A 25,678-nucleotide genomic window follows, 5' to 3' on the forward strand; every position below is an offset into this window, starting at 1 on the left:
CGCCGGGATCAGGGGTTCACCTCGATCCGCAGGAAGCCCCGCGATCCCAGGTTGTTCGATCCGTCCAGACTGAAGGTGCGGTATTCGTAGCCCGCAGGCGGGCTCGTGGGTGCACCGTCAGGAATCACCACGGAGGTCTCCGTCACGCCTTCTGCGAAGCTGATGAGAGTCGTGCTTCCCTCTACTGTCACCGTCAGGGCATCCACCGCTCCACTCAAAGGTGCACCGGAGAAGACCGGATCCCCTCCACTGCCGTCGCCACCGTCCCTCACCGCCAGTGTGACCAGGAGTTCGGGATCTGTGTCGCCGTCCGCATCGCTATCGGCGGTGAAGACGTGGATCATGGCATGCTGAGAAGCATCATCGGGATTTCCACCCAATGCGAATTCCAACAGGTTCGATTGTCCATCACCGTCCGGGTCGGCATCCTTACCGATGAGATCGATGTCAGAAATGCCCGGGAAGTAGGTATCGATCCAGGCTCCGTAGGGATCGGTATTGGTCAGGGTGATCTCGGAGTTGCTTCCCGTTCCATAGTCAATCGACCAGCCTTCCGGAAGAGCGCCGCCATTGAAGGTGATGCTGCTGAAGGTTCCCGTGAGCGAGCCGGTGTAGGTGGCCACGGTGAACGAAGCTCCCACAGCAGGGTTGATTTCGGAAATCTCCAGCGTAGCTCCGGTCACGGTGAAATCGCCATCGACCTCCAATAGGTCGCTATCTCCACCATCCAGTTCGTATTCCAAACGGCTGCCCGCTTGGAGCGTGGTGTTGCCAACGGTGAGGATTCCGGCCGAGTTGCCGGGGCCCACGGCAGAACCCGAGGTCACCACGACATCCCCTTCGATGAGCCCATTGCCTCCCAGAATCCCATCGGTGACGGTGGTCGTTCCTGTGTAGGAGCTGAATCCATCCATCGAGATCCGGCCGCCGCCGATGATCTCCAAGGCACCTTCGCCTTCGAAATCCTGAGCCACCACGATGTCGAGGCCGCTGGCATCGAAGGTCGCGCCACCACTCCCGAGAGTCGCCGTTTGAAGGCCTCCGAGGAAGTTCGCCTGAGCGAAGGGTGCCGCCTTGATGGTGCCGTCATCAATGGTCAGCGAGGACGTAGCTCCGGCGTGGAATGCGCAGGTGATGCCACGGGTGACGATCCGACCGCCGGAGGTCACAGAGATGGTGCCGGTATCGTTGTCGCGAGTCGCAACATCGATCACGCCACCGAGGCAATTGACCACCCCTGGGCCTGTAACATGGAGCGCGCCATTGCCTTCTTCACCCACAACGATGTTTCGTCCCAAGCGGGTTTGGTTGAAAGTGCCGCCCGAAACATTGACCGTGGCGTCGGCCGCCCAACCCTCGTCGGCATTGGCAAGGCGTCCGATGACCACCCAACCATCAGCATAGAGTTCGCCGCCTGTTTGGTTCCAGGTCGCATCGCCACGCTGGCCAATGTAGAAGTCGTTGCCATTGAGGTGGAGGGCGCCCGCAGTATGATCGACATGGGCAACCGAGCTCGGTTGATCGGCCACGAAGACCGTGCCCCAACTCGTGAAGGTGCCGCCATTGAAGTCGACTTCCGCCAACGTACCATTGGCTTTGCCGAAGAAGGTGGTGCTGACATCGATCGATCCATTGTCCTGCAGAACCAGATTGCCCGTGGTGTTGTCGGTGTCACTCACGTTGAAATCACTGGTGCCCATTTTGAAGGAGGCATTGTCCTTCACGATCAGGGAACCGGTGCCTGCGCCGTTGGCACCGATCGAGCACCAAGCGCTGGAAATCAGGATACTGCTGTCGCCTTCGAGCGTCAGGGTTCCTTCTGAACCATTCGTACCCATCATGATGCGGCGCGGCGTGGTGAGGCTGGCATCGCCCGTCAGCAACATCGTGCTCACTCCCGTGCCACTGGTTTCACCCACGTTCACATCGCCCGTGGTGAACTGCGTTCCATCGGCGAGGGTGACGTTGCCACCGTTGTCGATCTGGATTGCGGAGGAGGCATTCATTTGCGTGCCGCCCGCACCCTGGAAGAGCGTATCACCACCGTAGTTGCGGTAGGCACCCAGGCGGTTCTCATCGGCCGAAAGGGTCAGAGTTCCCGCGCCCTGCTTAATCAGGGCACCGTAGGTCTTGAGAGTTCTCATGACAGGGCCACCGAGGCCCAGATCGTTGGTGGTATCCAGGGTCACTTCATCCACCACCGTCATGCCGCGATCGATCGACACAGCGGGTCCGGTGTATTGGAGCGTGCCATTGTTCGCCAAAACCAGATTCCCGGGATCGTTGCTGGAGGCACCGATGGAGCTTGCGACACCGCCATCAGCAAGGCTGTCGATGCTGAGCACGCCTTCTTCGACCCGGGTCACACCGGTATAGGTATTGGCCAAGCCCGAAAGCGTGACGCCCGCGATGCCCTGTTTGAAGAGGCCCGCCGAGCCTTCGATGACTCCTCCCGTCGAGGAAACGGCGTAGGCAATCGTGTCGTTGAAGAACTCGATGGACCCCGGTGCCACATTGCCACCGATCTGGACATTTCCGGTCGCCAATTCGTCCGCAAAATCATCAAAGAGCAAGACGCTCCCATCCACGTAGCTTGCCGCTCCAGACGTATCGGAATCCACCCAATTCGAAGCAGTGCTCCAACCATCGTCGACATCACCGTTCCAAGACAAGTCACTGTAGGTGATGCCGGTCAACGAAAGTACGCCATTCACGGTATCATCAGTGAGGGTCGCACTGAGCACGCCCGGAGGCAGCGAACCGAGGACGAAGCTCCCTCCTCCAGCACGCGAGCCCACATCATAAGAGAGCAAGGGCAGGGCCTCGCCCGCTTCGAAGCGGGTCCCCAGCACATCGACGGTCACCTGTCCACCGAGAGAGAGGGCTCCATTGATTTTCACCAAGGTCCCCGACGGGTGGGAACCTCCAAGGTCACCCACATCCAAGCTGAGTCCGGTGGCACCTGAAGCCGTGTAGTCGGCCAGCACCACCTGATCACCGGCGTAGAAGGCCTTCGCTCCAAAACTCGCTCCTTCGGAAACCACCACCGAGTTGGTCGATTCCGGATCACCGGGAAAATCGGCACTGACCCACAGGGCCCCTTCTTGCACCTCATTGGTGCCGGTGTAGCTGTTGATTCCCAGAAGCCCGAGGGTTCCCGCACCGGTTTTCACGACATTTCCCGTACCTCCCAAGAAGCCGTCTCCCGTCACAACATGACCATTCGTGTCGACCTTGAGGCCACCGCTCTGAATGACCAGATTGTCCACCGACGACGAAAGAAAGCGGTCGTCGTTCTGGCTAACAATGATTTGAGTCCCATTGAAGTTGATGGTTCCCGTTCCTCCGGAGTTTCCGGTGTCATCAGCTTCCCGAGCACCGATGAATCGGTGGGTACGAACCACTCCGCCATCGAGATTCAGCAAGCCCGCCGGACAGTTCTGACCTACCGAAAAAACCTCGGTGCGCCACTCACCATCAGCGGAAATATTAAGAGTCGAAGTCGTCGCTCCCTCGTTTTCACCCACCCAAGTGATCCCCCCTTGGATGTCGACCAGGCCACCTGTGAGGTTCCAGGTTCCCGGACCACTGCTGCCAATGATGGTGTGGTCGAAATCGTTGTATTTGACGAAGCTCCCGCCGGTCATGTTGACCACGCCGCTTCCACCTTCACGACCCACCACGGACCAGCTCCCCGTGCGAATCGAGCCACTGTCGATGTTCAGGGTGCCTTGGGCAGAACCACCCTGGCCGACCCAGAACTCCCGCTGAGCCGTGACCTCTGCGGTGCCGGAAACGTCGAGCAGGCCAATGCCGCCGTCACGGCCGACCATCATCGTGCCCCGGCGCGTGGTGAGAGTGCCCCCACTGATCTCGACGGTGCCCTGGCCGGTGTTTTGCCCGATCCACAAGTCATTGTTCATCGTGATCGTCCCGCCGGTTTGGGTGATCACACCGGTGCTGTCGCCATCCGCGATGATGAAATTGTCTTGGCGCTGGAGGACGCTCCCTCCGGCCACATTGAGGTGATTGACGCCTCCTCCCCCCCAACCCACACGGAACCAGTTGTTGGAAATCACCGTTCCGGCATCGAGGTTGATGGTGCCATCGGCACCGCCTTCCCCCATGTTGATCTCGCTGGCGGCTTTGACTTCACCCGTCGTGTTGATATTGAGAGTGCCTGTGCCATCCCCGGCGCCAACACGGATTTGCTCGTGGGAATAGAGGCTGCCCGCGCCGAGCCCAAAACCCGTCACTCCGGCACCTGAGACGGCCGTGTCGGCGAGATTGTAGACGCCCACGCTGCCCGCTCCTCGTCCGACGATGATGTAGTTGCCACCACCCCCGATGACCGTTCCCGAAACTTGATCCACGCGCCCTTCGCCACCGGCTTCCCCAACCAAGACATCACGAGGAACGAGAGCGATCGGTTGGGTGATGAGCGGAAAACCGGCGGTCGAGTTGATCACGGCATCCTCATCATCCACCGCCTTGTTCGGAACATGACCTGCGCTCCAATTGAGCGGATCATTCCAGTCCTGGCTCAGCGAGCCGGTCCAGGTATTTGTGGCGGCTTGGGCCGGCGCACTCAAGGCGACCGCCCCCAGCAAGGTGGCTTTCAAAATCCCGCGAGTGGAGACGCGAGAGTAAAGGATACGAGGGCACGCAACGGCCGTCGCGAACAAAGAGGCACGAGTTGTGCCCGCGATGGGTTTTTTCATGGGTTCTGGGTATGAGATGGCGCAGCTAGAATGCGCAGGTGTGGGTTCGGCACCTTAGCTACGCTTGCATACACCGTTGAGGTCATGCAATCCCAAAACTGATTTCACTCAGTAATGCTCTCCCAAGAGCTTAAGATCTGCCATACAAATCGTCATAACTCACGATTGGAGGCTCATTTACAAGGTGGTCACGATCTCGAAAAAATCGGCTCTGATTTCGGAGATCCGCCGTAGAACCTCCCGCATTGTATGCATGATTCCTTTATCAGGAAAAATGAGAACTGATATCAAGTAACGTTTCTTATGCGTCGAGAAGATGCTCCTTCTTCTTTTATTCGGGGGCGGATTCCTGGGCCTCTTCATCGCTCTCTCGTGAGGTGAGACGGAAGGTGGTCATCACGGCAGCATGATCGGAAGGCCAAGTGTTCTCGACAGCCTCACCAAGTTCGCTTCCCCAGGGGCCGAGCGTCGTTTCGACAAGGGTGGTGAAGGTTCTGGAAGCGACGGGATGCAGTCGAGGGCCCTTGTAGAGAATGAAGTCAATCCGATCCTGAGGTTCTCCATCTTTGTGGATTGCCGACCACGTGGTACCTGGCTCGACGGCAGGATCAGGATGCACCTGGCGGAAGCTGTCCATCAGTCCTGCAGCCGCGAAGCAGTGCGTCTCTGGCCAATCGACGGTGCGGCCACCGTGAAGGGCACCCTTCCAATCGAGGTACGATGGAACGTTGAAATCCCCGGTGAGGATGAGGGGGGTGCGATCCGTTTGTTCCAGATCCGTTCGAATGGACTCCAACACGGCCTTCACCTGAGGCAACCGCTCAGAGCGGGCATTCTCCGCGAGGATGGCGGCAGGGGATGCCTGAAGATCTCGGGCGGCATAGGGACCGTAATACTGATAGTCGAGATGGAGGTTGAAAACGAGCAGCTCCCGAGCTGGATCGCCATCGATACGAAGGCGGGCTCCCAGCCATCGGTCAGTGCCGATGCCAAATCCAGTGATCGATTGGACCATGGGGTGGCGGCTCAGGATTTGCACCGACCCAGAGCCCCCTTGCGCCTGATACCAACCCAGCACCTGCGCCATCTTCGCTGACACTTCGGGTGTCGATTCCTGGAGGGACACGACATCGGCTTGGGATTCCAAAATCGCGGCCCGCGCCTTTTCGAAACCATCGTGAATTTGGCTCCATTGATGCCAACTGTTGAACGTCATCACTTTGACGACCTCATCATCAGCATGAAGAGGGGCTGAAACCAGACACCAGCCAGACACTGGGACCCAAATGGCGGAGCGAAAGAGAGAGTGAATCATGGGCACGGAATGCTACTCCAAGGAAAGCCCGGTTGTTTCAGCCACCCGCGTGGTGACCCTTTTCAATCGTCAGGAAGCTGCGATCGTCGAGTCATGGAATTGGGCATCGATAGTTTTGTCGCCTTGGCTCCCCACCCGGTCACCGGAGCGCTACGTAGTGCCGGTGAGCGCATTCAGGATCTGTTGGAAGAGATCGAGAAAGCGGACGAGGTCGGGGTGGACGTGTTTGGGATTGGCGAGCACCACCGCAAGGAGTTTGCGGATTCTGCCCCCGTGGTGCTGTTGGCCGCCGCCGCCGCCCGCACCCGGCGAATTCGCTTGGCGAGTGCCGTCACGGTGCTTTCTGCGGCGGATCCCGTACGAGTCTTTCAGGAGTTTGCGACCCTTGATTTGATTTCCGGCGGACGCGCAGAAATCATTGCCGGACGGGGTTCTTTCGTCGATGCCTACCCCTTATTCGGCCTGGCCCTTGAAGACTACAATTCCTTGTTTGCGGAGAAACTGGACCTGCTCCTGAAACTACGCTCCTCGGAGACCATCACCTGGACAGGAAAACACCGTGCCGCTCTGAGTCAGATGGGGGTCTATCCAAGGCCCCAACAAAATCCTCTCCCCGTGTGGGTGGGGGTAGGAGGAACGCCCGCCTCTTTCGCGAGAGCCGGAGCCCTCGGGCTGCCGTTGATGGTGGCTATCATTGGCGGCGAACCCCACCGCTTCCGGCCCCTGATCGACCTCTACCGAGAATCAGCGAAACGGGCGGGCCACGATCCCAGCCATTTGAAAGTGGGGATTCATGCGCTTGGCTTCCTTGCGGAGGATTCTGAACAAGCCGCCGACCAGTTCTTTCCTGGATACCAACGCACCTTCAATCAAATCGGTCGGGAGCGGGGATGGGGACCTATCACTCGCCGCCACTTTGATGCCCTGCTACGACCCGATGGTGCCCTTTTGGTCGGTGAGCCCGCTCAGGTGGCAGACAAGATTGCCCGGTTCGATGAGCAGCTTGGGGGGATCGATCGCCTGACTCTGCAAATGAGCGTCGCCGACCTTGCCCACGAGCCGACCTTACGCGCCATTGAACTCATCGGCACCGATCTTCGCTCGCGGATCTCGCTTTGAACGCAATCGGTCGCCCTTGATCAAGGCGCCTCCCCCCATCGCAGCAACCATCCTCCTCGCGGGGGAATCGTGCGGTTCCAGGATCGTGAGCCCCGTTCCAACTTTTGGATGTGGAACGAATCCAGCGGCTCTGGTCCTTCGAAAACCCCCATGCCCTCACCATTCGGGCTCAATTCAGCGAGATTCAGGGCCACCTCCCTTGAAGTGGTGCTCCCGTTCATCGCTCCGATCCACCACGTCTTGCCAGCCCGCTTCGCCACCACCACCAGCTCGCCGGGTTCCGCGCCCAGCCACCGAATCTCTTCCCACTCCACGGGCAAATCTCGCATCACCTCCAACACCTCTGGCGGCAGAATCCGGTAACGATCCGGAGAATCCGCATAGCTGAGCAACCCTGTTTGAAAAACGACCGCTGCCGCCAATTCATGTGCCGCTGAATTGAGTCTGCGATAGCGTTTCGAAGCCAGCCCAAAGGGAGTTTGATCCATCGGAGCCATCACATTGCGGGTGAATGGGAGCAGTGTATGGAGCTGGGCAGACTTCTCCGGATATCGATCGTCGAACATATAAGACTCCGTTCCCAGTACGGCCTCCGCCGTCAAAAGGTGCGGCCAAGTCCTCTGCCAGCCACGGGGGATGGTGCACCCGTGAAAACTCACCACCAATTGCCTCTCTGCTGTTGCCTTCAATGTCGCCAGCATTGCTTCATGAGTCGGCTGCCGGTCGGAGCACCAAAAGTCGATTTTCACTCCAGAGAACCCCAACGCTTTCAACTCATCCAGCTTTCGGTTCCTCCGGTGTTCATCGTAGAAATCATTGGCGTGAGTCCAACCGATCAGGCGAATATCCGCTTTTTGCGCAGCTCTGCGAATGCCATCGAGGTCCGCTTCCCACCAACCCGCATCGAGCACTGCATACTCCCAGCCCATCTCGTGGGCGAATTCGACCCCACCGAGGCACCGCCTCGTCCTCACCGACTTCGTTGCCGCTTCTGGGTGAGACCACCAATCCCAGAAAGCCCGACCGGGCCGGATCCACCTACCATCGCTCACCTGACTCGGCTCGGCGAGGTCGGTGACGAATGAGCTGGTGGCCAGATCACCGGCGCGATCACCCAGAACAAACACCCGCCAGGGGAGCGCCCAAGGCAGCTGCCCGCTGGGCCGGACCTCTTTCCCGAGATCGATTCCCTGAGTGGTTTCATCCGCGAACGGAAATTCCAATTGGTAGCTACCGTCAACCGAAGTCGCCGCGAAATGGGAACCCCAATCTCCTCCCACTTCCGCCATGAGCAGCCAGGAATCACCCGTGTTCCAGAGCGCCGGAAAGTACCATCCACGGGTCTCTCCACCGCGGGAAAATGGAGGCATTTGTCCCGGAACAACGGGAAAATAGTAGTCCTCATAAGCCGGACTCTCCGCGGCCGATCGATTGTACGGTGACATCCATCCCTTGGCTTCGCTGGGCAAAACAAAACCTGTTCTCTCGTCCTCGAGCGTGGCCGATCCTCTCCCAAGAATCCGATAGCGGAAAGCAACGCCCTGATTGGAGACATCCATCTCCCAGGCCAAACGCGAACCTTCCGGGTTTTCGAGAATCACCTGCTTTCGCCGATGGGCCTGATCTACGGGTGGACCCCAGGGTAACTTGTAAGATTCCCGTCGCCTCTCCACCTGGCTTTCCGAAATCCACCGCAAGTCATGAGTAAAATCGCCAGCATCGGATTTCAGACCCAGCGGCGACGGTAAAAGCACAGATTTCCCGGATCGCTTGATCTCATAGCTCCAGGCCCCATCGACTGCCCGGATCAGGGCCAAGGTATTCTTTCCATCTGGAGAAACCAGCTCCGCCCTGTCACCAGCATGAGCCGAAAGGACGAAGACCCCGAACCATCCGAAAGCTCGACTGCGCATCGGAGAGAGGAACGCGTCCCGACGAAGTTGCCTTTCGCCGGGACGATCCTTTCAGAAGATCATTGGACCGGATACTTCCAAGCGCTGTGCAATCACCCAGTGGATTGAGAGGTGACCCGCAGTGAAGTCGGTGTCGATGGCTCCCGTTGGGAATCCCTTCACGCGAATGCCGCAAGGTCCCAGAGCCTTCGCCAGAGCGACGGCCATGTTGCGTCCCTGCGCCCGACGATCACCGGTGATCCATGCGATCTTCTGATCGGTGTTCAGCGTCTGGCTTCAGTTGGAGCTCGCCGTTGGACGGACAATCATCTCACTGACATCCACATCAGCAGGTTGTTCGATTGCGAACGAGATCGCACAAGCGATCGCTTCGGCGGGGATTGCCACCTCGCGGAAGCGATCTACAAACTCTGCGGTCTCCGCATGGGTGATGGTTTTGGCCAGCTCAGATTGGGTGGCACCCGGAGAAAGGATCGTTACCCGAATGTCCGGGTTCTCCTGCCTCAGTCCTTCCGAAAGCGCGACCACCGCGTGCTTGGTCGCGGAGTAGACCGCACTCGACGGCCAGACTCGGTGGCCCGCCGTCGAGGAAACGTTGATGATCTGCCCGGACCGTTGACGTTTCATGACGGGAAGTGCCGTCGCAATCCCGTGAAGCACTCCACGCAGGTTGACATCGATCATTTGATTCCACTCTTCCACCTTCAATGCTTCGAGGGGTGAAAGCGGCATCACCCCGGCATTGTTCACGATCACATCAACGCGACCATATTTCTCCAAGGCAAGGTCGACGAATGATTGCATGCTCCCTAGATCGGTGACGTCGAGGGGGGTGAATTCCACCTCTCCACCCGCCGACCGAACTTCATCTGCAAGCGCTGAAAGACGGTCGGCGCGTCGGGCTCCCATCACTAGGCGATGGCCCCGTTCGGCAAGCAAACGGACCGTGGCTTCTCCGATGCCGCTGCTGGCACCGGTCACGAGGACAACTTTAGAATCTGATTTCATAACGGGCATCATTTGAGGAAAACGAAGCTGCCAGTGGGGCGACACTTCGATTTCAACTTAGCCATCCATCGACCCAAAAAATAGACCTGATGGACCGAAGGTCTTGCCTAATCCTCCAATGGATCGTTTCTGGCTTGCCATCCATTCCCGATTTCTTGCCTGATCCTCGGGATGACAGAGGACCCTCCCCTCCCTGCCTCGGCTCGCCCCGGGCGCCTCGCCACCCTCCTCGCGAGCTTGGCCACGACGGATGGCTACAATGCGACCCGGCTACCGGGTGTCAAAATCATGCGGTCAAGCCGCGCGATCCTTCGTTCCCAAGTTTCCTACTCACCCAGCCTGGTGATCATTGCCCAAGGTCGCAAGCGAGGCTACCTCGGCGAGCGTATCTTCACCTACGATGCCAATCATTTCTTGGTGCTCTCGGTGCCCTTACCCTTCGAATGCGAAACCCTTGCATCGCCTGATGGCCCCTTGCTCGGGCTCTCCATTGAAGTCGAGCCGACCACCGTGGCAAAGCTGCTCCTATCGATGAAGCCACCAGAATTCGCGAACGTCGATCCTCCTGATGAAGCGATCCGAGCCAATCCACTGGACAACACACTCTACGACGCCGCGGTTCGCCTCATGGAGGCCATTGCCAACTCTGACGAGGAGGCGGCGATCCTTGGCCCGGCGATCGTCCGTGAAATGCTCTATCGAGTGCTATGTGGAGCAGGGGGCGGCCCTCTTCGATTGTTGGCCACCCCTCATAGCCATGTAGGCCGCATCAGCCACACGCTTCAGCGCCTGCATGCGGACTTCGCCAGTCCCGTGAATATGGCGCACCTTGCGACCGATGCGGGCATGAGTCTTTCGACCTTTCACGAACACTTCAAGGCCATCACCGGCTCTCCACCCCTTCAATACCTCAAGGCCATCCGTCTTCACAAAGCCCGATTGTTCATGCTCCAACAGGGAGATACCGCCGCTGCGGCCGCCCTGAAGGTGGGCTATGAGAGCGCCTCCCAATTCAGCCGCGAATTCAAACGCTACTTCGGCACGACACCTGCCGCGGAGGTCAGCCAGCTTCGGGCAAACCTGATGCAACCGGCCTGAGCTTCGAAGAATGACGATCCCCGGCGATCAATCTCAACAGGTCCCTTGCCTCAAGCATCCCAAAGGTGGTTCGAAGATGCACTGCAGGATGGAGGAAAAACCGGGCACCCGTGATGATGCCGCAAAGTCGGCCGCCACTCTCCACCACGGCTCCTCCACTCATGCCGCCCCGCGCGACAAGGGTCGCTTGATACGAGAACTCTCGGATTTCACCTTCCGTCTCCTCACAAGCCGTGATGTGACCTGCCGTCGCGTAGGGTCCATTTCCCACGCCATCGCGAAGCCCTCCCTGGTTCGGAAGAAAAAGAGTGCCACTGTTCAGGCCTGAGGCAGCGGCAAAAACCTCAGTTCCGTTCGAACAATGAGAAGAAACAGGATGGAACGGCTGATCGCTAATCACTGAAAAATGAACAAGAGCGAGATCCCTTACGGGATCCTTCCAGACCACGCGACCCGGGAACTTTTCATCCCGAAAATATCGGTCCCTATCGATCACGCCCGTCCCCATGGGCAATTCCCTCAGCATTCGAGTCCGCCGCAGTTCGAAGTACGGCTGGTCGACGACATGCCAAGCAGTCAGAAAGTAACCATCGCGAGAAACAGGAACGGCGCGGCCAGTGGCGATCCCTTCCTTGCCACCAATCAGTCCAATGCGGTCGTTGAAGAAATCCTTCAAGCTTCGTCCGGCGATCGAGTCATTTTGAACGCTCCGAAGACTCTGCTTCTGTCTTTCACGAATCGCTGGATGATCGTAACGCAGCCCATCGACTCCACTCACACATCCAACGAGCGTCGACAAAGTCACGAGTCCTCCAAGAATGGGGAGAAAGAATCTCATTTTAGGTTTTGAAATCGCGCAGTTGGAAGGCGAGGAAGCCGATAATGAAAAAGGTGAAATTCAAGCCACCGAGAAATGCATAGGACTCGATGATCTTCGGCCACGAGATGTCCTTTTCAAACAGGTAGACCCAACCACTCATGCGCCACGTGATGAACCACTGCTCGAACGGCCTGAAGAAGGGAAAGTTCTGCAGGATCATATCGACGAACAAAATCGCCAGAGTGAGAATGCTGGCAGCAGCGGGTTTGATCCGAAAGCACGAGAACATGAAGGCGAGGGTCGACAACGTAATCATGCTGATGCCAATTCCCGCAGCCCCCAAAGCCAGTCGTGTGATGCCCTCACTCCACTCCGGGTACACCGCAAAGACTTTCATCTTCGGTTCCGCGATGAAGAGGCCGCCCTGGCCACCGACTGCCAAAACAGCCATCAGATATCCAGTAATTCCGACGAAGAAGACGAAGGAAAACGTATAAATGGCAGTCGCCGACCACTTGACCCCGAGTAACCTCAATCGACTGATGGGTCGGCAGAGCACAAGCCTTAAGTTACCGTCCTCAGTTTCCTTGGCGACCACATCGCCAGCGACCAAAGCGAAAAAGATCGAGCCCAACATGAACATGCTAAGGAGCATCACCATGAAGGTCAAAGTGAGGGAGCTAAAGTAGAAGTCGGACTCGTATCCATTGCGCTCCATCAAATTCCGCATGTAGATCCGCCCATCCGTAAAGCGATACACCAGAACGATGATCAGCTCCATGATCAGGAACGCCGCATATCCCATGTAGGTTCGAGGTCGGGCAAAGAGCTTGCGTAGCTCCCCTCGCAGTTGGCGAAGATACATCATCGGGTGATTTCAAGGTAGAGATCCTCCAGAGACCGCCGCACCGGAGCAAATGCGGAAACCCGGACGTGGAGCCCGACCAGAGCCGCCACCATCACCGCAGGATCCACGGAGTCGGGAAGTGAGATGCGGCCTGGGCTCAGTACCTGGCATCCCTGCAATTCGAGGAAGGGAAGGGCGACCTCAAGCCGGTCGAGATCGACCTCATAAATCCTCTCTTCTCCCGCGAGATCCGCGATGCGGCCTTCGTGCACCCTTCTCCCAGCTTTGAGAATAGCCACGCGGTCACACATCACCTCCACTTCACCAAGAAGATGCGAATTGAAGAGGACGGTCACTCCCTCTGACTTTCGGAGTTTCAAGACAAAGTCGCGGAACCATTTGATTCCCTCCGGATCAAGCCCGTCAGTGGGCTCATCGAGCAAAAGCACTCTCGGCATCGGGAGCAGGGCCTGGGCAAGTGCCAGTCGCTGCCGCATGCCGTGCGAGTAAGTTCGAACCTTCGACTGGATGCGCTCGGTCAAACCTACCATCTCCACAACCCGGCGGGCTTCATCCGGATCAAAGCGGACCGAATAGCTCATGAGGATTTTCAAGTTCTCCCAGCCACTAAGGTACTCGTAGAAACTAGGTGACTCGAAGATCGAGCCGACTCGCTTCAGGGCATTCGCTCGCTCACGCTGCACCGATACGCCGCCAATGGTCACCTCGCCCCGGTCAGGGGCCACCATGCCCAAGATGATGCCAAGAGTCGTACTTTTTCCTGCTCCGTTGTGCCCGAGGAGGCCGTAAATCTCTCCCTCCATCACCGAAAAGGTGACTCCCTCCAGCGCGGGCTTCGGGCCGAAACTCTTGTGGAGGGAATCGATTTCCAACATCGCACTCATTCGTCGATCGAGAAGTTGATTTCATTCGAAGCGCCGCCGTCGGCATAGAGGATGTTGGTACCGACTTCGTCGCCTCCCTCTTCGTGCCAGTTTTCTTTATCGTAGACCAAGGGGATGCCTTTCTCATCCCTCGATCCGAAGAACTCGAGGCGGGAGATCAAGCGCCCGCTGACCACTGAATTCCAAGCGTAGCTGGAACCAGTCCGTTGATATTCGCCCTCGTCGGCATGGCAGTAGAAAATATCAGGATTGGAGAGGTAGTCGGCAAGTGCCACCTCGATCACATCTTCCCGCTCATCACGGCTCTCACGCCCAGTGGCCAGGTCCGGCATGCGCTTGCCGTGATCCTGCAGATAGACTTCGAGGCCAACTCCAATTTGGCGTAGGTTGCTCACGCAATGGACCCGGTGGGCTGACCGCAAAGCCGAATGGACCAGCGGAAAGGAAAGTCCCGCAATAGCGGCAAGGATTCCGACCACGACAAGCATTTCCGTAAGGGTGAATCCGGGTCGATGATCTTTCGCAGCGGCTCTCATGGCATCAATCCCTTCTCATGAAATCGTTTCCCGACATGCCTTTCATCACGCCATCCATGGCTTCCATCAGCGGGGCTAGGTCGAGTTTCGTATCGGCACCCGCCTTCTCGAAATAGGCGCGCAGTCCTTCACGGGTGACTTTGTTGAGAAGGTCATCGCTGACTTCACGGGCGCGTTGCATCTCTTCCTCCGTTCGACCCTCATCGATTTGGCGCAGACCATCTTCCACCACTTTGCGCCGTTCGGCGGGTGACATCGCATCGACGGCCTCCATGAAAGTCTCCATGGACGGCCTGAGCGTGAGATCTACAAAGCGCTCTTTTTCGTTTGGAGTGAGGTGAGAGAACATCTTTTCTCCGACCCGTTCTTCTCGGGCACGTTGCCGTTCGGCAAAATCCAGGCGATTGAAGAGATCCGCGACCTCCGTGATTTTTTGTTCCCGTGACCTGTCGGACTCCCCCAGGGGAACCCCCTCTGACCAGTCTTCAAATTGAGCATCCTCGATGGTACGTTCGACGCGATCGGCAGTGACGCGTTTCGAACCTGCATAGGTACGCACCGCCCAAACTCCACCCCACACGACGGCGAGGGCGAGGACGGCTTGCAGAATCCATCTCCTTCTTCCCATGCCGGTAGAGCCTAGCCGGAAATGGCTGTTTCGCAAGATGCCGCCACGCCATCCAGCGACAGCCTTCCCTCCGTCGGCGATTTCTTTATCCTCGGCGGAAACCGGCCTTCAGCTCAGCGATGCTCGTGGCACGGGTAACGAGAGTCAGGACAGCATACAGGATTCCACCTAAGGTCACGACAATGGCGGTAGCGGTGAGGCGTTGCCATTCTCCACCCGCAAACCAACCAGCAAGCCATTGCGTTCCAAACCACAGCAACGCCCCCATCAGAGCGGCAGAAATGAAGGTTCGAAGCAACCGGCCCAGCAATTGGGCATCCACTTGCAGGAAACCTCGAAGCCCGCGCGCCAACAATCCGACATTGACCCATGAGGCGATCGACGTCGCCAAGGCCACCCCGAAGTGACCGATCCCCCACTGACGGAAGACGAAATAGAGTCCAACGGCGCAAGTCACATCCACGCTCACTGTGATCAACGCAAGCTTGAGGGGTGTTCGTGTGTTCTCGCGGGCAAAATAACCGGGAAGAAGCACTTTGGTGAGCACAAACGCCGGCAAACCAAAGCCATAGGCGGCCACCGCCAATCCCGTGGCATGGGAATCGGCAGCGGTCCATCGACCGCGCTGAAAGAGCACACTCACAAATTCATCTCCCGCTGCGATCAGTGCCGCCGCCGCTGGGAGTGTGAGGAGCATGGCGAAGGCGATGCCCTCTCGCATGCTCTTGCTTGCCTCAGCCTCCTTGCCAGCACGCACCAATCGAGTGATCTGGGGGAGCAAGACGACCCCGAAGGCGACGCCAATCAAACCATTCGGTAGTTGATAGAGGCGGTCTGCCATTCCGAGAAAGGAAACGGCATGATCCTGCATCGAGGCGATCTGAGTGCCGATGGTCGCGTTGATCTGTTGGACGCCAGCAGTGACGACCGCCGGTCCCATGATGACGAGAAGACGTTTGACCCGTGGAGTCATCTTGGGCACCGATGGCCGGATCGTCATGCCTTGACGATGACAGGCCCACCACAACATACCAAGCTGGGCAAACCCAGCAGCACAGACGGCGCAGGAGAGCCACAGGCCGACTTGATAGAGATTCCCGGAAAGATGAGCGAGCGGCACGATGACGGCGAGCACGATCAACATCAACACGTTCAAGAGAACCGGTGCGAAGGCTGGCAACAAAAACTTCCCTAAGGAGTTCAACACGCCACTCAAGTGCGCGGAAAGTGCCATGCAAAGCAGGTAGCTGAACATGACGCGCGAATAGGCAACAGTGATGGCGTACTTTTCTGGCTCAAACCCCGCGACGAGGATCTTCGCAAACCAAGGCATGCCAGGAATGATCACTGCGGTGGCCAATGTCAGGACCATCCCGAGCCAACAGAAGGTATTGCTCGCAAAGGATCTCGCCTCCTCGACTCCGTGATCCGTGAGCTCACGATTGAAAAGAGGCACGAAGGCGGAGTTGAAAGCTCCTTCGCCAAAAATCCTCCGAAACATATTCGGAAGCCGCATCGCTGCCAGAAACGCCTGACTGTACATGCTGGAACCCAGGTAGCTGGCCACTAACATATCCCGAACGAGACCGAGAACTCGGCTCATCAGGGTAAAGCTACCTACGGAGAAAAGGGAACGAAGCATCCGATCAGGGAACTGGGGAGAAATCGAGGAGGAGGGGATTATGGCGTCGAGGCCCGGCGCAATCGATCCATGATCGCTTGGCCCAATCCTGTCTCGCTCACAGGTTCCGCAACGATCGCGTCGAGACCTGCTTCATCGAGCACCCTCATCACATGGAAAAGTCGGACGGCAGCCTCCGCGAGTTTTCCGCTCCCGGGGCTGAGAGCTTCGACCACTGCCCACTCGTGGCGATGGAGATAACCGGCTTTCGGATCTTCCTTGTAAGAAAGCAACCCGTAACGTTTCCCAGCCTCAGGGTGAAAATCATCGGGTCGCTCGAACATCAAAAGTGGGGTCCGCGGCGCATAGTGGCTGGCCAACTGGCCGGGAGCTTCCGGGGCATCGATCAATCGCTTTTTTTCGACGATCACCCGCCCAAAATTCTGCAGCTCCTTTTTGGTCACTGGCCCAGGCCGCAAGACATGAATTACCGGCTTTTTCTCGCCCGGCTCGATGCGAATGATCGTGCTCTCCAGTCCATCACGACAGGCACCTGCATCGACGATGAGAGGAATGCGACCGCCGAGTTCTTTCATCACGGCACTGGCGGAGGTAGGGGAGATACGACCGAATCGATTGGCACTGGGCGCTGCGATTGGGCGACCCAGCTGCTTGCCGATACCACGAAAGACCCGATGGGCACTCTGGCGAACAGCGACCGTCGGTTGGCCGCTAGTCACGAGATCGGGAATGCGATCGGTTTTCGGCAGGACCAAGGTCAAGGGGCCCGGCCAATAGGCTGAAATCAACTTCCGGACCGTTTCTTCGATTTCAGGAGGAACGACGGCGACTTCTTCGAGCTGCCGCGCATGCGAAATATGAACGATCAATGGATCGAAGCTCGGGCGTTCCTTGGCTTCAAAGACCTTAGCCACCGCCTCAGGATTGAAGGCATCTGCGCCTAAGCCATAAACGGTTTCGGTGGGCAGAGCGACGATGTCGCCACCTTCAAGGAGGGCCACTGCCTCACGGACAGCATCCTTCATGTCGTCGTCTTCAGCTTGGATGATGCGCGTCTCGTCCACCCGGTTGGGATACCCGGGAGAATGCAGAGCGGCAAGTCGGGGTTTGGAGATCCAGGAGAGCTCGGGGTGGTTCTCATGGGGAATGCTTTGGGAATAACCCGGGGTTTTCTCGGGAGAAGATTCTGGGGCTTTCCCCGGAATCCCCCTCACTCACGGTTTTCCGATGGTTTTCCCACAGCTTTTGGAAGCGTGGAGCGCTGATGCCTCTAAGTGGAACTCCAAGTTTTTGGAGTTATTCCCAAGGTGAAGAAGAAGAACTCTTTCAGGGTTTTTAAGAACCCACCTTCGTCTCTGTGGGTAACTTCGGACCGTGACCTAGCATTGGAGTGGATCGATTTGCATCAGGCGAAACAAAAACGGCGCCCTCTCCTTTGGAAGAGGACGCCGTCAGAATTTGAGGTTCGGACTTGGATCAGATCAGCATGAGAGCGGGTTGCTCCAGAAGCTTCTTCATTTCGGCGAGGAAGCGAGCTGCCACTGCGCCGTCCACGACTCGGTGGTCGCAGCTGATGCCGACATTCATGCGCAATCCGGGAACGATCTGGCCGTCTTTTACGACGGGTTTTTCGATACCTGCCCCGACACTTACGATGAGTGCTTGGGGTGGGTTGACGATCGCATCGAAGAACTCCACTCCCCAAGCTCCGAGGTTGGAAACCGTAATGGTTCCGCCATCGAATTCGGCGGGTTTGAGCTTTTTGTCGCGTGCCCGGGCGGCCATGTCCTTCACTTCTTTGGAGATCTGGAGGAGGGACTTGGTTTCAGCACTTTTGATCACGGGGGTTACCAGGCCGTCCTCGACAGCGATGGCTACCGACATTCCGACACTTGCGAATTGGACGATGGAGTCGCCGGCGAAGGAAGCATTCACCTCTGGCACTGCCTGGGCAGCGTTGATGGCGGCTTTGAGGACAAAGTCGTTGACGGAATACTTGTTTCCGTGGGTTTGCTCGGCCTGGGAATTGACCTGAGAGCGCAACGCCATCAGCGGAGCAATGTCGACTTCTGCGTGGAGATAGAAGTGCGGGATGGTTTGCTTCGAGGTGAGAAGGCGGTCGGCAATGATGCGCCGCATCGACGAGAGAGGCAGAGTTTGGTCGCCCTCCTTGGCGGTGGGGAGGATGGCCTGAGGAGCGGGAGCTGGCGCTGCGGCCTTGGCTTTCGCCGCGGCTGCGAGGCCTTCGGCGGCAGAGGCCTGAGTGCTTTTCGTTCCAGCTTTGGCACCCTCGACGTCGGCTTTGACGATTCGGCCTGCAGGACCCGATCCTTCTAAAGTGGTGAGGTCGACGCCTTTTTCCGCGGCGATTTTGCGCGCGAGGGGAGACGCCTTGATCCGGTCACCGGATTCGGTGATCGGGGAAGGTGGGGATGGTGCTGGGCTGGTAGCCGTTGCTGCAGGGGTAGCTTCGGATTGAGCTTGAGGCGTTTCGGCTGGGGCGGCGGCTTCGGATCCGGCATCGTCACCATCCAGCACGGCGAGGACGCCCCCAATCGGAGCTTTTTCGCCTTCCTGAATGCGGATTTCGGTGATGGTGCCTTCGTCGAAGGCTTCCATTTCCATGGTCGCTTTGTCGGTTTCGACTTCAGCGACGATGTCGCCGATCTCGACGCTGTCGCCGACCTTCTTGTGCCATTTGATGAGAGTGCCCTCGGTCATGGTGTCCGAGAGCTTGGGCATTTCGATATTGATAGCCATGGATCGTGATTAGGAAAGGGCTCCGGCGAGAGGCTTGTCCGAAGAAGGAGGCAAATCCAGCGTTTTTCGGGCTGTGATGGATTCTCGGGATGATGGGACGAAAAAAGCGGAGCCCGGGGATCCGGAACTCCGCTGAAGATGCAATCAAAGGGAGAGAAGCGATCAGGGAGTGATCGGCTTCATCGTCGGGATCAGACCGAGGTGGGGGCTGCCCGAAGAACCTTGAGCCGTGGCCATCTTGCGAGCGGCTTCCGTGTTGGAGCCGCAGCAGCCTTCCTTGAGGCAGTAGAAGCGGGTGCACGTGGGGCACTTGACGAACACCTTCTTGGTGCGGGTCTCGTAGCGAGGCACCTTCTTTTCGGTGACTTCGACAAGTCCGGACTTGGCGTCGACGACTTTTTCCTCACGGACGACGTCGTAGCCGCAAACCTTGGCTTGATAGGTTTCTTCAGACACGCCGGCGAAGAGGTTCTTCACGCCGAACATGGAGCAGCAGGAGCTGAAGCCAAGGGAGATGGCGACGAGCGACAGGAGCAGGGTCAGGTTTTTCATGTGGGATAGTAGGAAGGTGGTCAGAAGAGGCAGCAGCACGAGGAAACCGCGAAGCATGCGGCCGCAACGACGAGGAGACGGACAAGTTTCAACATTGCTGGAATGCTACGGGGAGTGAGCAAGGAGGCAACGAAAAATCTAGCCGGTTGTGGAGTTGGATTCGCCGTTGGGCGATTCAACCCATCGAAAGGACGCGTTCGATGATGCGAGCCGGATTGGGGAGTTGATGGGGCTCGATGTGGGGCGAGTAGGTCGCAGGTGCATCGAGAGTGGTCACGCGTTTGATGGGTGCATCGAGGTAGTCGAAGGCTTCATCTTGAATGACGTGGGAGACCATCGCGGAGACTCCACCAAAGCCCTTCGACTCGTCGACGAGGACGACCCGATTGGTCTTGCGGACGGTGGCTAAGATCGCGTCGACATCCAGCGGACGGATCGAGCGGAGATCGAGAACTTCTGCGGAAATGCCGTGCTCTTGTTGGAGAGTCTCTGCGGCTGCGAGGGCCTGGAGTACGGAGCGACCGTGAGCAATGATGGACACGTCTTTGCCTTCGCGCTTCAAGTCTGCTTTCCCGAGGGGAACGACGTGGTCACCTTCGGAGGGGTCGGGGACTTCACCGGAGGTTCCGTAAAGAAGGACGTTTTCCATGATGTAGACCGGATCATTGTCGCGAATGGCGGCTTTGATCAGACCTTTGGCATCCGCGGGTGTCGCGGGTGCACAGACCTTGAGACCCGGGAAGGACGCAAAAAGGGCTTCAGGGACGTGGCAGTGAGTGGCGCCGACGTTGTTTCCGCCGTTGGCAGGGCCGCGCATCACGATCGGAACATTGATCAGGCCGCCAGACATGTAGCGGACGCAGGCGGCATTGTTCACGAGCTGGTCGAAGGCCACCGAGTGGAAGGACCAGAACATGAGTTCCATGACAGGGCGGACGCCGAGCATGGAGGCGCCGATTCCCATGCCGATGAATCCGGCTTCGGAGATCGGGGTGTCCACCACGCGCTTGTCACCCCACTTGGCCCATAGGCCTTCGGTGACTTTGTAGGCACCGTTGTATTGGGCGACTTCCTCGCCGAGGATAACAACATTTTCGTCGCGGGCGAGTTCCTCGTCGAGGCCTTCGCGGATGGCTTCGCGGTAAGTCAGAGTACGGGACATCAGAAGAAGTATCGTGTGATCCGGTTCAAGACGGCAAGTGGCGTCGTAGGAGGAATCAATCAGTAAAGAAGTGGCGGCCGACCTTGGAGGCGTCGGTTTGGTTGTCGGTTTCCCAATACACGTCGTTCATGATCGAATCGACTGTGGGAGCCGGAGAGCTTTCGGCGAATTCGACGGAAGCAGCGGCCTCTTGCTTGGCTTCCAGGTCGATCTCCTTGATGAGGTCGTCGGTGAGGACGCCTTCATCGACAAGGCGACGCTCCCACAGCCGGATGGGATCGTGGTTCTGCTTGTAGTTTTCGATTTCCTCGGGGGTCCGGTACTTCTTGTGGTTCGCGTCGGCGATACTATGACCGTAGTAACGGTAGGTTGCGATCTCGAGGATGGTGGGCTTGTGCTGCTTGCGAGCCCGTTCCATGGCAATGTGGGTCTTGGCGCGGACTTCGTAGAGATCGGCTCCATTCACCAGGTCCCACTCCATATCATACCCTTCGGCTCGTTGAGCGAGGCAACCTTTGAAGGAAGAGGAGCGTTTTTGGGAGGTGCCCATCGAGTATCCATTGTTCTCGATGACGTAGACGACCGGGAGCTCGAAGAGGGCGGCAAGGTTGAGAGATTCGTGGAAGGCACCTTGGTTGACGGCGCCATCGCCAAGATAGCAAAGGGCAGCACCTTCGAGTCCCTTGTATTTGAGGCCATAGGCGAGTCCGAGGCCCAGTGGAGTTTGGCCAGCAACGATCCCGTGGCCACCCCAGTAGTTCTTGTCAGGGGCAAAAAAGTGCATCGAACCGCCTTTGCCTTTCGAGCATCCGGTCGCTTTGCCGTAAAGCTCCGCCATGCATTCGTTCATGCTCATGCCCACGGAGAGGGCGTGAGCATGACAACGATAGGCGGTGATGTTGTGGTCGTGATCTCCGCAGAGGGAGAGGGTGCCGACCGCGACTGACTCCTGACCGATATAGAGGTGGAGGAAGCCCCCCATCTTTCCGGCGTTGTAGTACTTCAACGCCGCTTGTTCGAAGCGGCGGATTCGCACCATTTTTCGATAGAGCCCGACCTTTTGTTTGGCATCAAGTGCCTGATTGATCGGCGAGCCGGCGAAGTCGAGCTGCTGGGTATCGGCGGAATACATAGGCAGACCCGACTTAGGGCGGGGCGGGGTTTGAGGCAAGGCTTATCCGATCACGAATGCTGAACAGATCCTTGTACCATCGAGCGATTCCGAAGTTGGAAGGGATAGAGAACTGCCACGAAAAGTCCGGTGAAGAGGAAATTTCCCAGAGCCAAGTTACGAAGGAAAAGCCAAGTGGGTCCGAAGCCAACGGGTCCGGTCCACTGAGCCTGGACAAATCCTTCCAGTGTCTTCGAATAGATCGGATCGGTCGCGAACGAGAAGGTGTTGCTCACCGCATAGAAGAGCAGGGATGCTGCAAGAGAGCCACCAAGGGCGACGAGAGGAGTGGGGCGGCGACGCAGGAAAACTCCGATGCCGGCGACAGTGGCAAGACCCGTGAAAATCGCAAGATGGTGGTAACCGAGGACCGGCGATTTTTGGATCAGGGAAACGAAGGGATCCGAGACCAACCAAGCAAGAAGTGGAAGAATCCATGCCGTGCGGCCCTTCAAGAAGATCAGGCTGCAAAGAAAGATCGCGGGAAGGGGCGAAAAGTTCGGAAGGAAGCCCGCGGCGCTGATGAGGCGGAAGGCGACCAAAAGAACCAAGACGGACGCGGAGGCAAGCCATGTCGTGCGCATGTCCTATGGATGTCGCAGTCGCCAGTCAGGTGCGAGTCGAAAATGATCGCCAGGCCGTGCGAATTCCTGCAATTGCTGCGCAATGTCTCTTGAACGATGGATCGAGTTGGCTTGGGAGGTGCGTGAGCATGCCTATGCTCCCTATTCGCAATTTCGGGTGGGTGCTGTGCTGGTGGGATCCCAGGGGCAATGCTTTCAAGGTTGCAACGTTGAGAACCTTTCTTTTGGACTGACGAACTGTGCGGAACGGGTTGCTTTGGGGAGTGCGGTTGCTGCGGGGGTGCGAGAGATCTGTCAGGTCGTGGTGGTGGCGGATACGGAGATTCCCATTTCCCCGTGTGGAGCCTGCCGACAGGTCTTGGCGGAATTTGGGAATCCGGAAGTCTGGCTGGTGAATCGGCATCGGTCTGAGGTCTTTCGTTTGGAGGATCTCCTTCCTCGTGCTCGAGAAGGCATTCTTGATCGAAGGGGAGATTGAGGGAGCTGGCACTTCATTCATGTTCCACGTGGAACGTTGGATGGTCTTGTTTCCCGTAGGAGCACTGCTAGCTTCGCGGCCCCGCATGTTTCGTTACCCGAAATCCTATGATGTCCTGGTGATTGGTGCAGGCCACGCTGGTCTGGAAGCAGCCTTGGCTGCCGCACGGCTTGGTGCCGAAGTCGCCGTTCTCACTCAGAATTTGGACACGATTGGTCAAATGTCCTGCAACCCGGCCATTGGCGGGTTGGCAAAGGGACACATGGTCCGTGAGATCGATGCCTTAGGGGGTGCCATGGGACTGAATACGGATGCTACCGGAATTCAGTTTCGCATGTTGAACGCTTCCAAAGGGCCATCAGTGCGCGCACCTCGTGCCCAGTGCGATAAGAAGGCGTATCAATTTCGGATGAAGTGGATTCTGGAGACGACGCCAGGCATTGAAATCCATCAGGGCAATGTGGCGGAACTCCGAGTGGTGGAGGACGCGGTTCAAGGGGTGACAACGTCGCTTGGGATGCACATTGATGCCAAAGCGGTGGTACTCTCCGCAGGAACCTTCATGCGTGGGCTCATGCATGTGGGTTTGCGGAACGAGAAGGGGGGTCGCATGGGGGATGCCATTTCGACCGTGTCTGATTCTCTCCGGCATTTAGGGTTCCACGTGGAACGTTTCAAAACGGGAACCCCATGCCGCCTCCTCGGTAGGTCCCTCGATTTTTCCAAGTGTGAAAGACAGGACGGCGATACTCCGGCACCGCGGTTCTCGTATCTTTCTGACAGTCTCGAGAGGGGACCGAACGACCTGTTTACGCTGAATCCCTGGGGCGACCCGATGTTCCACATGGAACAATCTCCCTGCTGGATCACCTACACCCGGCCTGAAACCCACGACATCATTCGAGAGAATTTGGACCAATCACCGATGTACTGCGGTGTGATCGAAGGGGTGGGACCTCGCTACTGTCCCTCCATTGAGGACAAGGTGGTGCGATTCGCAGAGAAGGAACGGCACCAAGTGTTTCTTGAGCCTGAAGGACGGCACACCGAAGAGTACTACGTGAACGGAGTTTCCACCTCATTGCCCTACGAGGTTCAACTTGCCTTCCTGCGGACCATTCCAGGCTTGGAGCAATGCCAGATCCTGCGACCGGGGTACGCCGTGGAGTATGACTATTGCCCTCCAACACAGCTTCAGGCCACGCTCGAAACTCAGAAGGTGTCGGGCCTCTATTTCGCCGGTCAGATCAATGGGACCTCAGGTTATGAAGAAGCGGCGGGACAGGGATTGTTAGCGGGTGCCAATGCCGCCCTCAAAGTGGCTGGCAAGGCGCCGCTGATTCTTCGGCGGGATCAGGCGTATTTGGGGGTCATGGTGGATGATCTGGTGACCAAGGGATGCACAGAACCTTACCGGATGTTCACGAGCCGTGCGGAGTTTCGACTTTTGCTCCGCCAAGATAATGGCGATCTCCGACTCACCCCTCTCGCCGCAGAGGTCGGTCTGGCAACCGGCAGCCGGGTGGAGAGAGCTCGGGAGAAGCAGACTTCACTGGATCAGGCCATGGCCTTCGGACGGCGAGTCACCCATGAGGGCGTGAAACTCGATCATTGGTTCCGCAGGGTCGAGAACCGGTGGGAAAACCTGCCCGCCGAACTGCTGAAAGAGTTCCACGTGGAACATTGGCCTCTGATTGAGACGGAATTCAAGTACGAGGGCCATCTCCAGCGCCAGCAGGTTCAAGTCGATCGGATGTCTCGTGCAGAAGAGAAGCGGATTCCAGCTTCTCTCGATTTCCATGAGATTCGAGGATTGAAGACCGAAGCGAAGCAACGGTTTGCCGAAATCCGACCCGGGTCCCTGGGCCAAGCGGCACGGATTCCTGGCATCACACCCGCTGACGTCGCCGTTCTGGCCATCTGGTTGGAGAAGGGACGCCCCCCCGAGCGCTCCGAGGACTGAGGAGGCCAAGCTTGGTCTGTGTCAGTGCGTCCACTCTTTCGGGAGGCGCACGGGCCGCCCCTCGGGCATCTGAACGAGCGCGAGGCATTGTCGGCATGTGATGAGAAGCTCTTGATCGGACTCTCGATGGACTTCGAAATCACACCAAAACCGGGCAGCGCCCATCTCGGTGACACGGCCCTTGAGAACGAGCCAATCCCCAAGTTTGGCGGGGCGCCGGTAGTCGATTTCCGTCCGGGTCACCACCGGAAATCGTCGTGATGTGGTCATTTCGACGAGATCCATGCCCATTTTCGCTGCGAGCCGGGTTCGGCAGGTCTCGATCATGCGGAGGTAGGCGATGTTATGGACGACTTGGCCGCAGTCGGTGTCGAAGAACATGACTTCTTCACGCGTCGTGCATTCGATGGGCATCTCACTCATGGGGCAATGCTGGAAGCTCCCGTAGCTCCCGAC

The 25,678-nt window shown here is 57.9% G+C and carries 21 protein-coding genes; 4 read left to right on the plus strand and 17 right to left on the minus strand.

The features are described from left to right. Nucleotides 1–8: 8 nt before the first annotated feature. Together HNR46_RS18005 and HNR46_RS18010 are read right to left on the minus strand one after the other, a co-directional pair. Nucleotides 9–4,721, minus strand: coding sequence for a beta strand repeat-containing protein (locus tag HNR46_RS18005; RefSeq protein WP_184021413.1), 4,713 nt, complete (start codon nucleotides 4,719–4,721; stop codon nucleotides 9–11). 331 nt (nucleotides 4,722–5,052) lie between these two features. Next, nucleotides 5,053–6,036: an endonuclease/exonuclease/phosphatase family protein gene (locus HNR46_RS18010; RefSeq protein WP_184021415.1), complete on the minus strand. Its 984-nt coding sequence runs from the start codon at nucleotides 6,034–6,036 to the stop codon at nucleotides 5,053–5,055. A gap of 93 nt (nucleotides 6,037–6,129) precedes the next feature. Between HNR46_RS18010 and HNR46_RS18015 the strand changes: the two genes are divergently transcribed. Next, on the plus strand, nucleotides 6,130–7,155 hold the full coding sequence (locus HNR46_RS18015; protein WP_184021417.1) for an Atu2307/SP_0267 family LLM class monooxygenase: 1,026 nt from the start codon (nucleotides 6,130–6,132) through the stop codon (nucleotides 7,153–7,155). 20 nt (nucleotides 7,156–7,175) lie between these two features. Here HNR46_RS18015 and HNR46_RS18020 read toward each other — a convergent pair whose 3' ends face one another. Together HNR46_RS18020 and HNR46_RS18030 are read right to left on the minus strand one after the other, a co-directional pair. Then, nucleotides 7,176–9,068: a glycoside hydrolase family 97 N-terminal domain-containing protein gene (locus HNR46_RS18020; protein ID WP_184021419.1), complete on the minus strand. Its 1,893-nt coding sequence runs from the start codon at nucleotides 9,066–9,068 to the stop codon at nucleotides 7,176–7,178. 276 nt (nucleotides 9,069–9,344) lie between these two features. After that, nucleotides 9,345–10,085, minus strand: coding sequence for an SDR family oxidoreductase (locus HNR46_RS18030; RefSeq protein WP_425491710.1), 741 nt, complete (start codon nucleotides 10,083–10,085; stop codon nucleotides 9,345–9,347). Nucleotides 10,086–10,247: 162 nt separating this feature from the next. Between HNR46_RS18030 and HNR46_RS18035 the strand changes: the two genes are divergently transcribed. Beyond that, the gene (locus HNR46_RS18035; RefSeq protein WP_184021423.1) at nucleotides 10,248–11,174 is read left to right on the plus strand and encodes an AraC family transcriptional regulator; all 927 of its coding nucleotides are present in this window, start codon (nucleotides 10,248–10,250) and stop codon (nucleotides 11,172–11,174) included. Here the strand turns inward: HNR46_RS18035 and HNR46_RS18040 are convergent. From HNR46_RS18040 to HNR46_RS18095, 12 genes are all read right to left on the minus strand, one after another. Beyond that, on the minus strand, nucleotides 11,137–12,012 hold the full coding sequence (locus HNR46_RS18040; RefSeq protein ID WP_184021425.1) for a S1 family peptidase: 876 nt from the start codon (nucleotides 12,010–12,012) through the stop codon (nucleotides 11,137–11,139). The two genes, HNR46_RS18035 and HNR46_RS18040, sit on opposite strands and share 38 nt — an antisense overlap. A 1-nt stretch (nucleotide 12,013) precedes the next feature. After that, entirely contained in the window at nucleotides 12,014–12,862 is an 849-nt protein-coding gene (locus tag HNR46_RS18045; RefSeq protein WP_221285270.1) for an ABC transporter permease, read from the minus strand. Beyond that, nucleotides 12,859–13,746, minus strand: coding sequence for an ABC transporter ATP-binding protein (locus tag HNR46_RS18050; protein WP_184021430.1), 888 nt, complete (start codon nucleotides 13,744–13,746; stop codon nucleotides 12,859–12,861). The genes HNR46_RS18045 and HNR46_RS18050 overlap by 4 nt, the downstream gene beginning before the upstream one ends. Further along, the gene (locus HNR46_RS18055; protein ID WP_184021433.1) at nucleotides 13,743–14,282 is read right to left on the minus strand and encodes a type II secretion system protein; all 540 of its coding nucleotides are present in this window, start codon (nucleotides 14,280–14,282) and stop codon (nucleotides 13,743–13,745) included. The genes HNR46_RS18050 and HNR46_RS18055 overlap by 4 nt, the downstream gene beginning before the upstream one ends. Before the next feature lie 4 nt (nucleotides 14,283–14,286). Continuing rightward, on the minus strand, nucleotides 14,287–14,910 hold the full coding sequence (locus tag HNR46_RS18060) for a hypothetical protein (protein WP_184021436.1): 624 nt from the start codon (nucleotides 14,908–14,910) through the stop codon (nucleotides 14,287–14,289). Nucleotides 14,911–14,995: 85 nt separating this feature from the next. Further along, a complete protein-coding gene (gene murJ, locus HNR46_RS18065; RefSeq protein ID WP_184021438.1) occupies nucleotides 14,996–16,552 on the minus strand; it encodes a murein biosynthesis integral membrane protein MurJ in 1,557 nt (518 codons plus the stop codon). Between the two features lie 38 nt (nucleotides 16,553–16,590). Next, nucleotides 16,591–17,616: an L-threonylcarbamoyladenylate synthase gene (locus HNR46_RS18070; protein WP_343076063.1), complete on the minus strand. Its 1,026-nt coding sequence runs from the start codon at nucleotides 17,614–17,616 to the stop codon at nucleotides 16,591–16,593. A 412-nt stretch (nucleotides 17,617–18,028) separates the two neighbouring features. Further along, nucleotides 18,029–19,312 (minus strand): dihydrolipoamide acetyltransferase family protein, encoded by a 1,284-nt coding sequence (locus tag HNR46_RS18075; protein ID WP_184021440.1) that lies wholly within the window; start codon nucleotides 19,310–19,312, stop codon nucleotides 18,029–18,031. Between the two features lie 162 nt (nucleotides 19,313–19,474). Next, a complete protein-coding gene (locus tag HNR46_RS18080) occupies nucleotides 19,475–19,864 on the minus strand; it encodes a hypothetical protein (protein WP_184021443.1) in 390 nt (129 codons plus the stop codon). A 175-nt stretch (nucleotides 19,865–20,039) separates the two neighbouring features. Then, nucleotides 20,040–21,026: an alpha-ketoacid dehydrogenase subunit beta gene (locus HNR46_RS18085; protein ID WP_184021445.1), complete on the minus strand. Its 987-nt coding sequence runs from the start codon at nucleotides 21,024–21,026 to the stop codon at nucleotides 20,040–20,042. A gap of 55 nt (nucleotides 21,027–21,081) precedes the next feature. Beyond that, nucleotides 21,082–22,158 carry a pyruvate dehydrogenase (acetyl-transferring) E1 component subunit alpha gene (pdhA, locus tag HNR46_RS18090; RefSeq protein WP_184021447.1) on the minus strand — a complete coding sequence of 359 codons (1,077 nt, stop codon included), beginning with the start codon at nucleotides 22,156–22,158 and terminating at the stop codon, nucleotides 21,082–21,084. A 50-nt stretch (nucleotides 22,159–22,208) separates the two neighbouring features. Next, the gene (locus tag HNR46_RS18095) at nucleotides 22,209–22,781 is read right to left on the minus strand and encodes a DUF6580 family putative transport protein (RefSeq protein ID WP_184021450.1); all 573 of its coding nucleotides are present in this window, start codon (nucleotides 22,779–22,781) and stop codon (nucleotides 22,209–22,211) included. 82 nt (nucleotides 22,782–22,863) lie between these two features. Between HNR46_RS18095 and HNR46_RS18100 the strand changes: the two genes are divergently transcribed. Beyond that, nucleotides 22,864–23,259 (plus strand): cytidine deaminase, encoded by a 396-nt coding sequence (locus tag HNR46_RS18100; RefSeq protein WP_184021453.1) that lies wholly within the window; start codon nucleotides 22,864–22,866, stop codon nucleotides 23,257–23,259. 85 nt (nucleotides 23,260–23,344) lie between these two features. Then, nucleotides 23,345–25,222 (plus strand): tRNA uridine-5-carboxymethylaminomethyl(34) synthesis enzyme MnmG, encoded by a 1,878-nt coding sequence (mnmG, locus tag HNR46_RS18105; protein WP_184021456.1) that lies wholly within the window; start codon nucleotides 23,345–23,347, stop codon nucleotides 25,220–25,222. 21 nt (nucleotides 25,223–25,243) lie between these two features. On the opposite strand, the gene HNR46_RS18110 is transcribed toward mnmG, so the two are convergent. Beyond that, a complete protein-coding gene (locus HNR46_RS18110; protein WP_221285271.1) occupies nucleotides 25,244–25,645 on the minus strand; it encodes an acyl-CoA thioesterase in 402 nt (133 codons plus the stop codon). Between the last annotated feature and the right edge of the window lie 33 nt (nucleotides 25,646–25,678).

Origin of the sequence: Haloferula luteola (genome assembly GCF_014201715.1) — a bacterium.
Taxonomy (GTDB): domain Bacteria; phylum Verrucomicrobiota; class Verrucomicrobiia; order Verrucomicrobiales; family Akkermansiaceae; genus Haloferula; species Haloferula luteola.

Bases quoted from the DNA above. Each gene is read 5' to 3' on its own strand.
- HNR46_RS18100 (WP_184021453.1), top strand. From the start codon at position 22,864: ATGTCTCTTGAACGATGGATCGAGTTGGCTTGGGAGGTGCGTGAGCAT.
- HNR46_RS18085 (WP_184021445.1), bottom strand. From the start codon at position 21,026: ATGTCCCGTACTCTGACTTACCGCGAAGCCATCCGCGAAGGCCTCGAC.
- HNR46_RS18020 (WP_184021419.1), bottom strand. From the start codon at position 9,068: ATGCGCAGTCGAGCTTTCGGATGGTTCGGGGTCTTCGTCCTTTCGGCT.
- HNR46_RS18095 (WP_184021450.1), bottom strand. From the start codon at position 22,781: ATGCGCACGACATGGCTTGCCTCCGCGTCCGTCTTGGTTCTTTTGGTC.
- HNR46_RS18010 (WP_184021415.1), bottom strand. From the start codon at position 6,036: ATGATTCACTCTCTCTTTCGCTCCGCCATTTGGGTCCCAGTGTCTGGC.
- HNR46_RS18110 (WP_221285271.1), bottom strand. From the start codon at position 25,645: ATGAGTGAGATGCCCATCGAATGCACGACGCGTGAAGAAGTCATGTTC.
- HNR46_RS18040 (WP_184021425.1), bottom strand. From the start codon at position 12,012: ATGAGATTCTTTCTCCCCATTCTTGGAGGACTCGTGACTTTGTCGACG.
- murJ (WP_184021438.1), bottom strand. From the start codon at position 16,552: ATGCTTCGTTCCCTTTTCTCCGTAGGTAGCTTTACCCTGATGAGCCGA.
- HNR46_RS18035 (WP_184021423.1), top strand. From the start codon at position 10,248: ATGACAGAGGACCCTCCCCTCCCTGCCTCGGCTCGCCCCGGGCGCCTC.
- HNR46_RS18055 (WP_184021433.1), bottom strand. From the start codon at position 14,282: ATGAGAGCCGCTGCGAAAGATCATCGACCCGGATTCACCCTTACGGAA.
- HNR46_RS18030 (WP_425491710.1), bottom strand. From the start codon at position 10,085: ATGCCCGTTATGAAATCAGATTCTAAAGTTGTCCTCGTGACCGGTGCC.
- mnmG (WP_184021456.1), top strand. From the start codon at position 23,345: ATGTTTCGTTACCCGAAATCCTATGATGTCCTGGTGATTGGTGCAGGC.
- HNR46_RS18005 (WP_184021413.1), bottom strand. From the start codon at position 4,721: ATGAAAAAACCCATCGCGGGCACAACTCGTGCCTCTTTGTTCGCGACG.
- HNR46_RS18045 (WP_221285270.1), bottom strand. From the start codon at position 12,862: ATGATGTATCTTCGCCAACTGCGAGGGGAGCTACGCAAGCTCTTTGCC.
- HNR46_RS18015 (WP_184021417.1), top strand. From the start codon at position 6,130: ATGGAATTGGGCATCGATAGTTTTGTCGCCTTGGCTCCCCACCCGGTC.
- pdhA (WP_184021447.1), bottom strand. From the start codon at position 22,158: ATGTATTCCGCCGATACCCAGCAGCTCGACTTCGCCGGCTCGCCGATC.
- HNR46_RS18080 (WP_184021443.1), bottom strand. From the start codon at position 19,864: ATGAAAAACCTGACCCTGCTCCTGTCGCTCGTCGCCATCTCCCTTGGC.
- HNR46_RS18050 (WP_184021430.1), bottom strand. From the start codon at position 13,746: ATGAGTGCGATGTTGGAAATCGATTCCCTCCACAAGAGTTTCGGCCCG.
- HNR46_RS18075 (WP_184021440.1), bottom strand. From the start codon at position 19,312: ATGGCTATCAATATCGAAATGCCCAAGCTCTCGGACACCATGACCGAG.
- HNR46_RS18060 (WP_184021436.1), bottom strand. From the start codon at position 14,910: ATGGGAAGAAGGAGATGGATTCTGCAAGCCGTCCTCGCCCTCGCCGTC.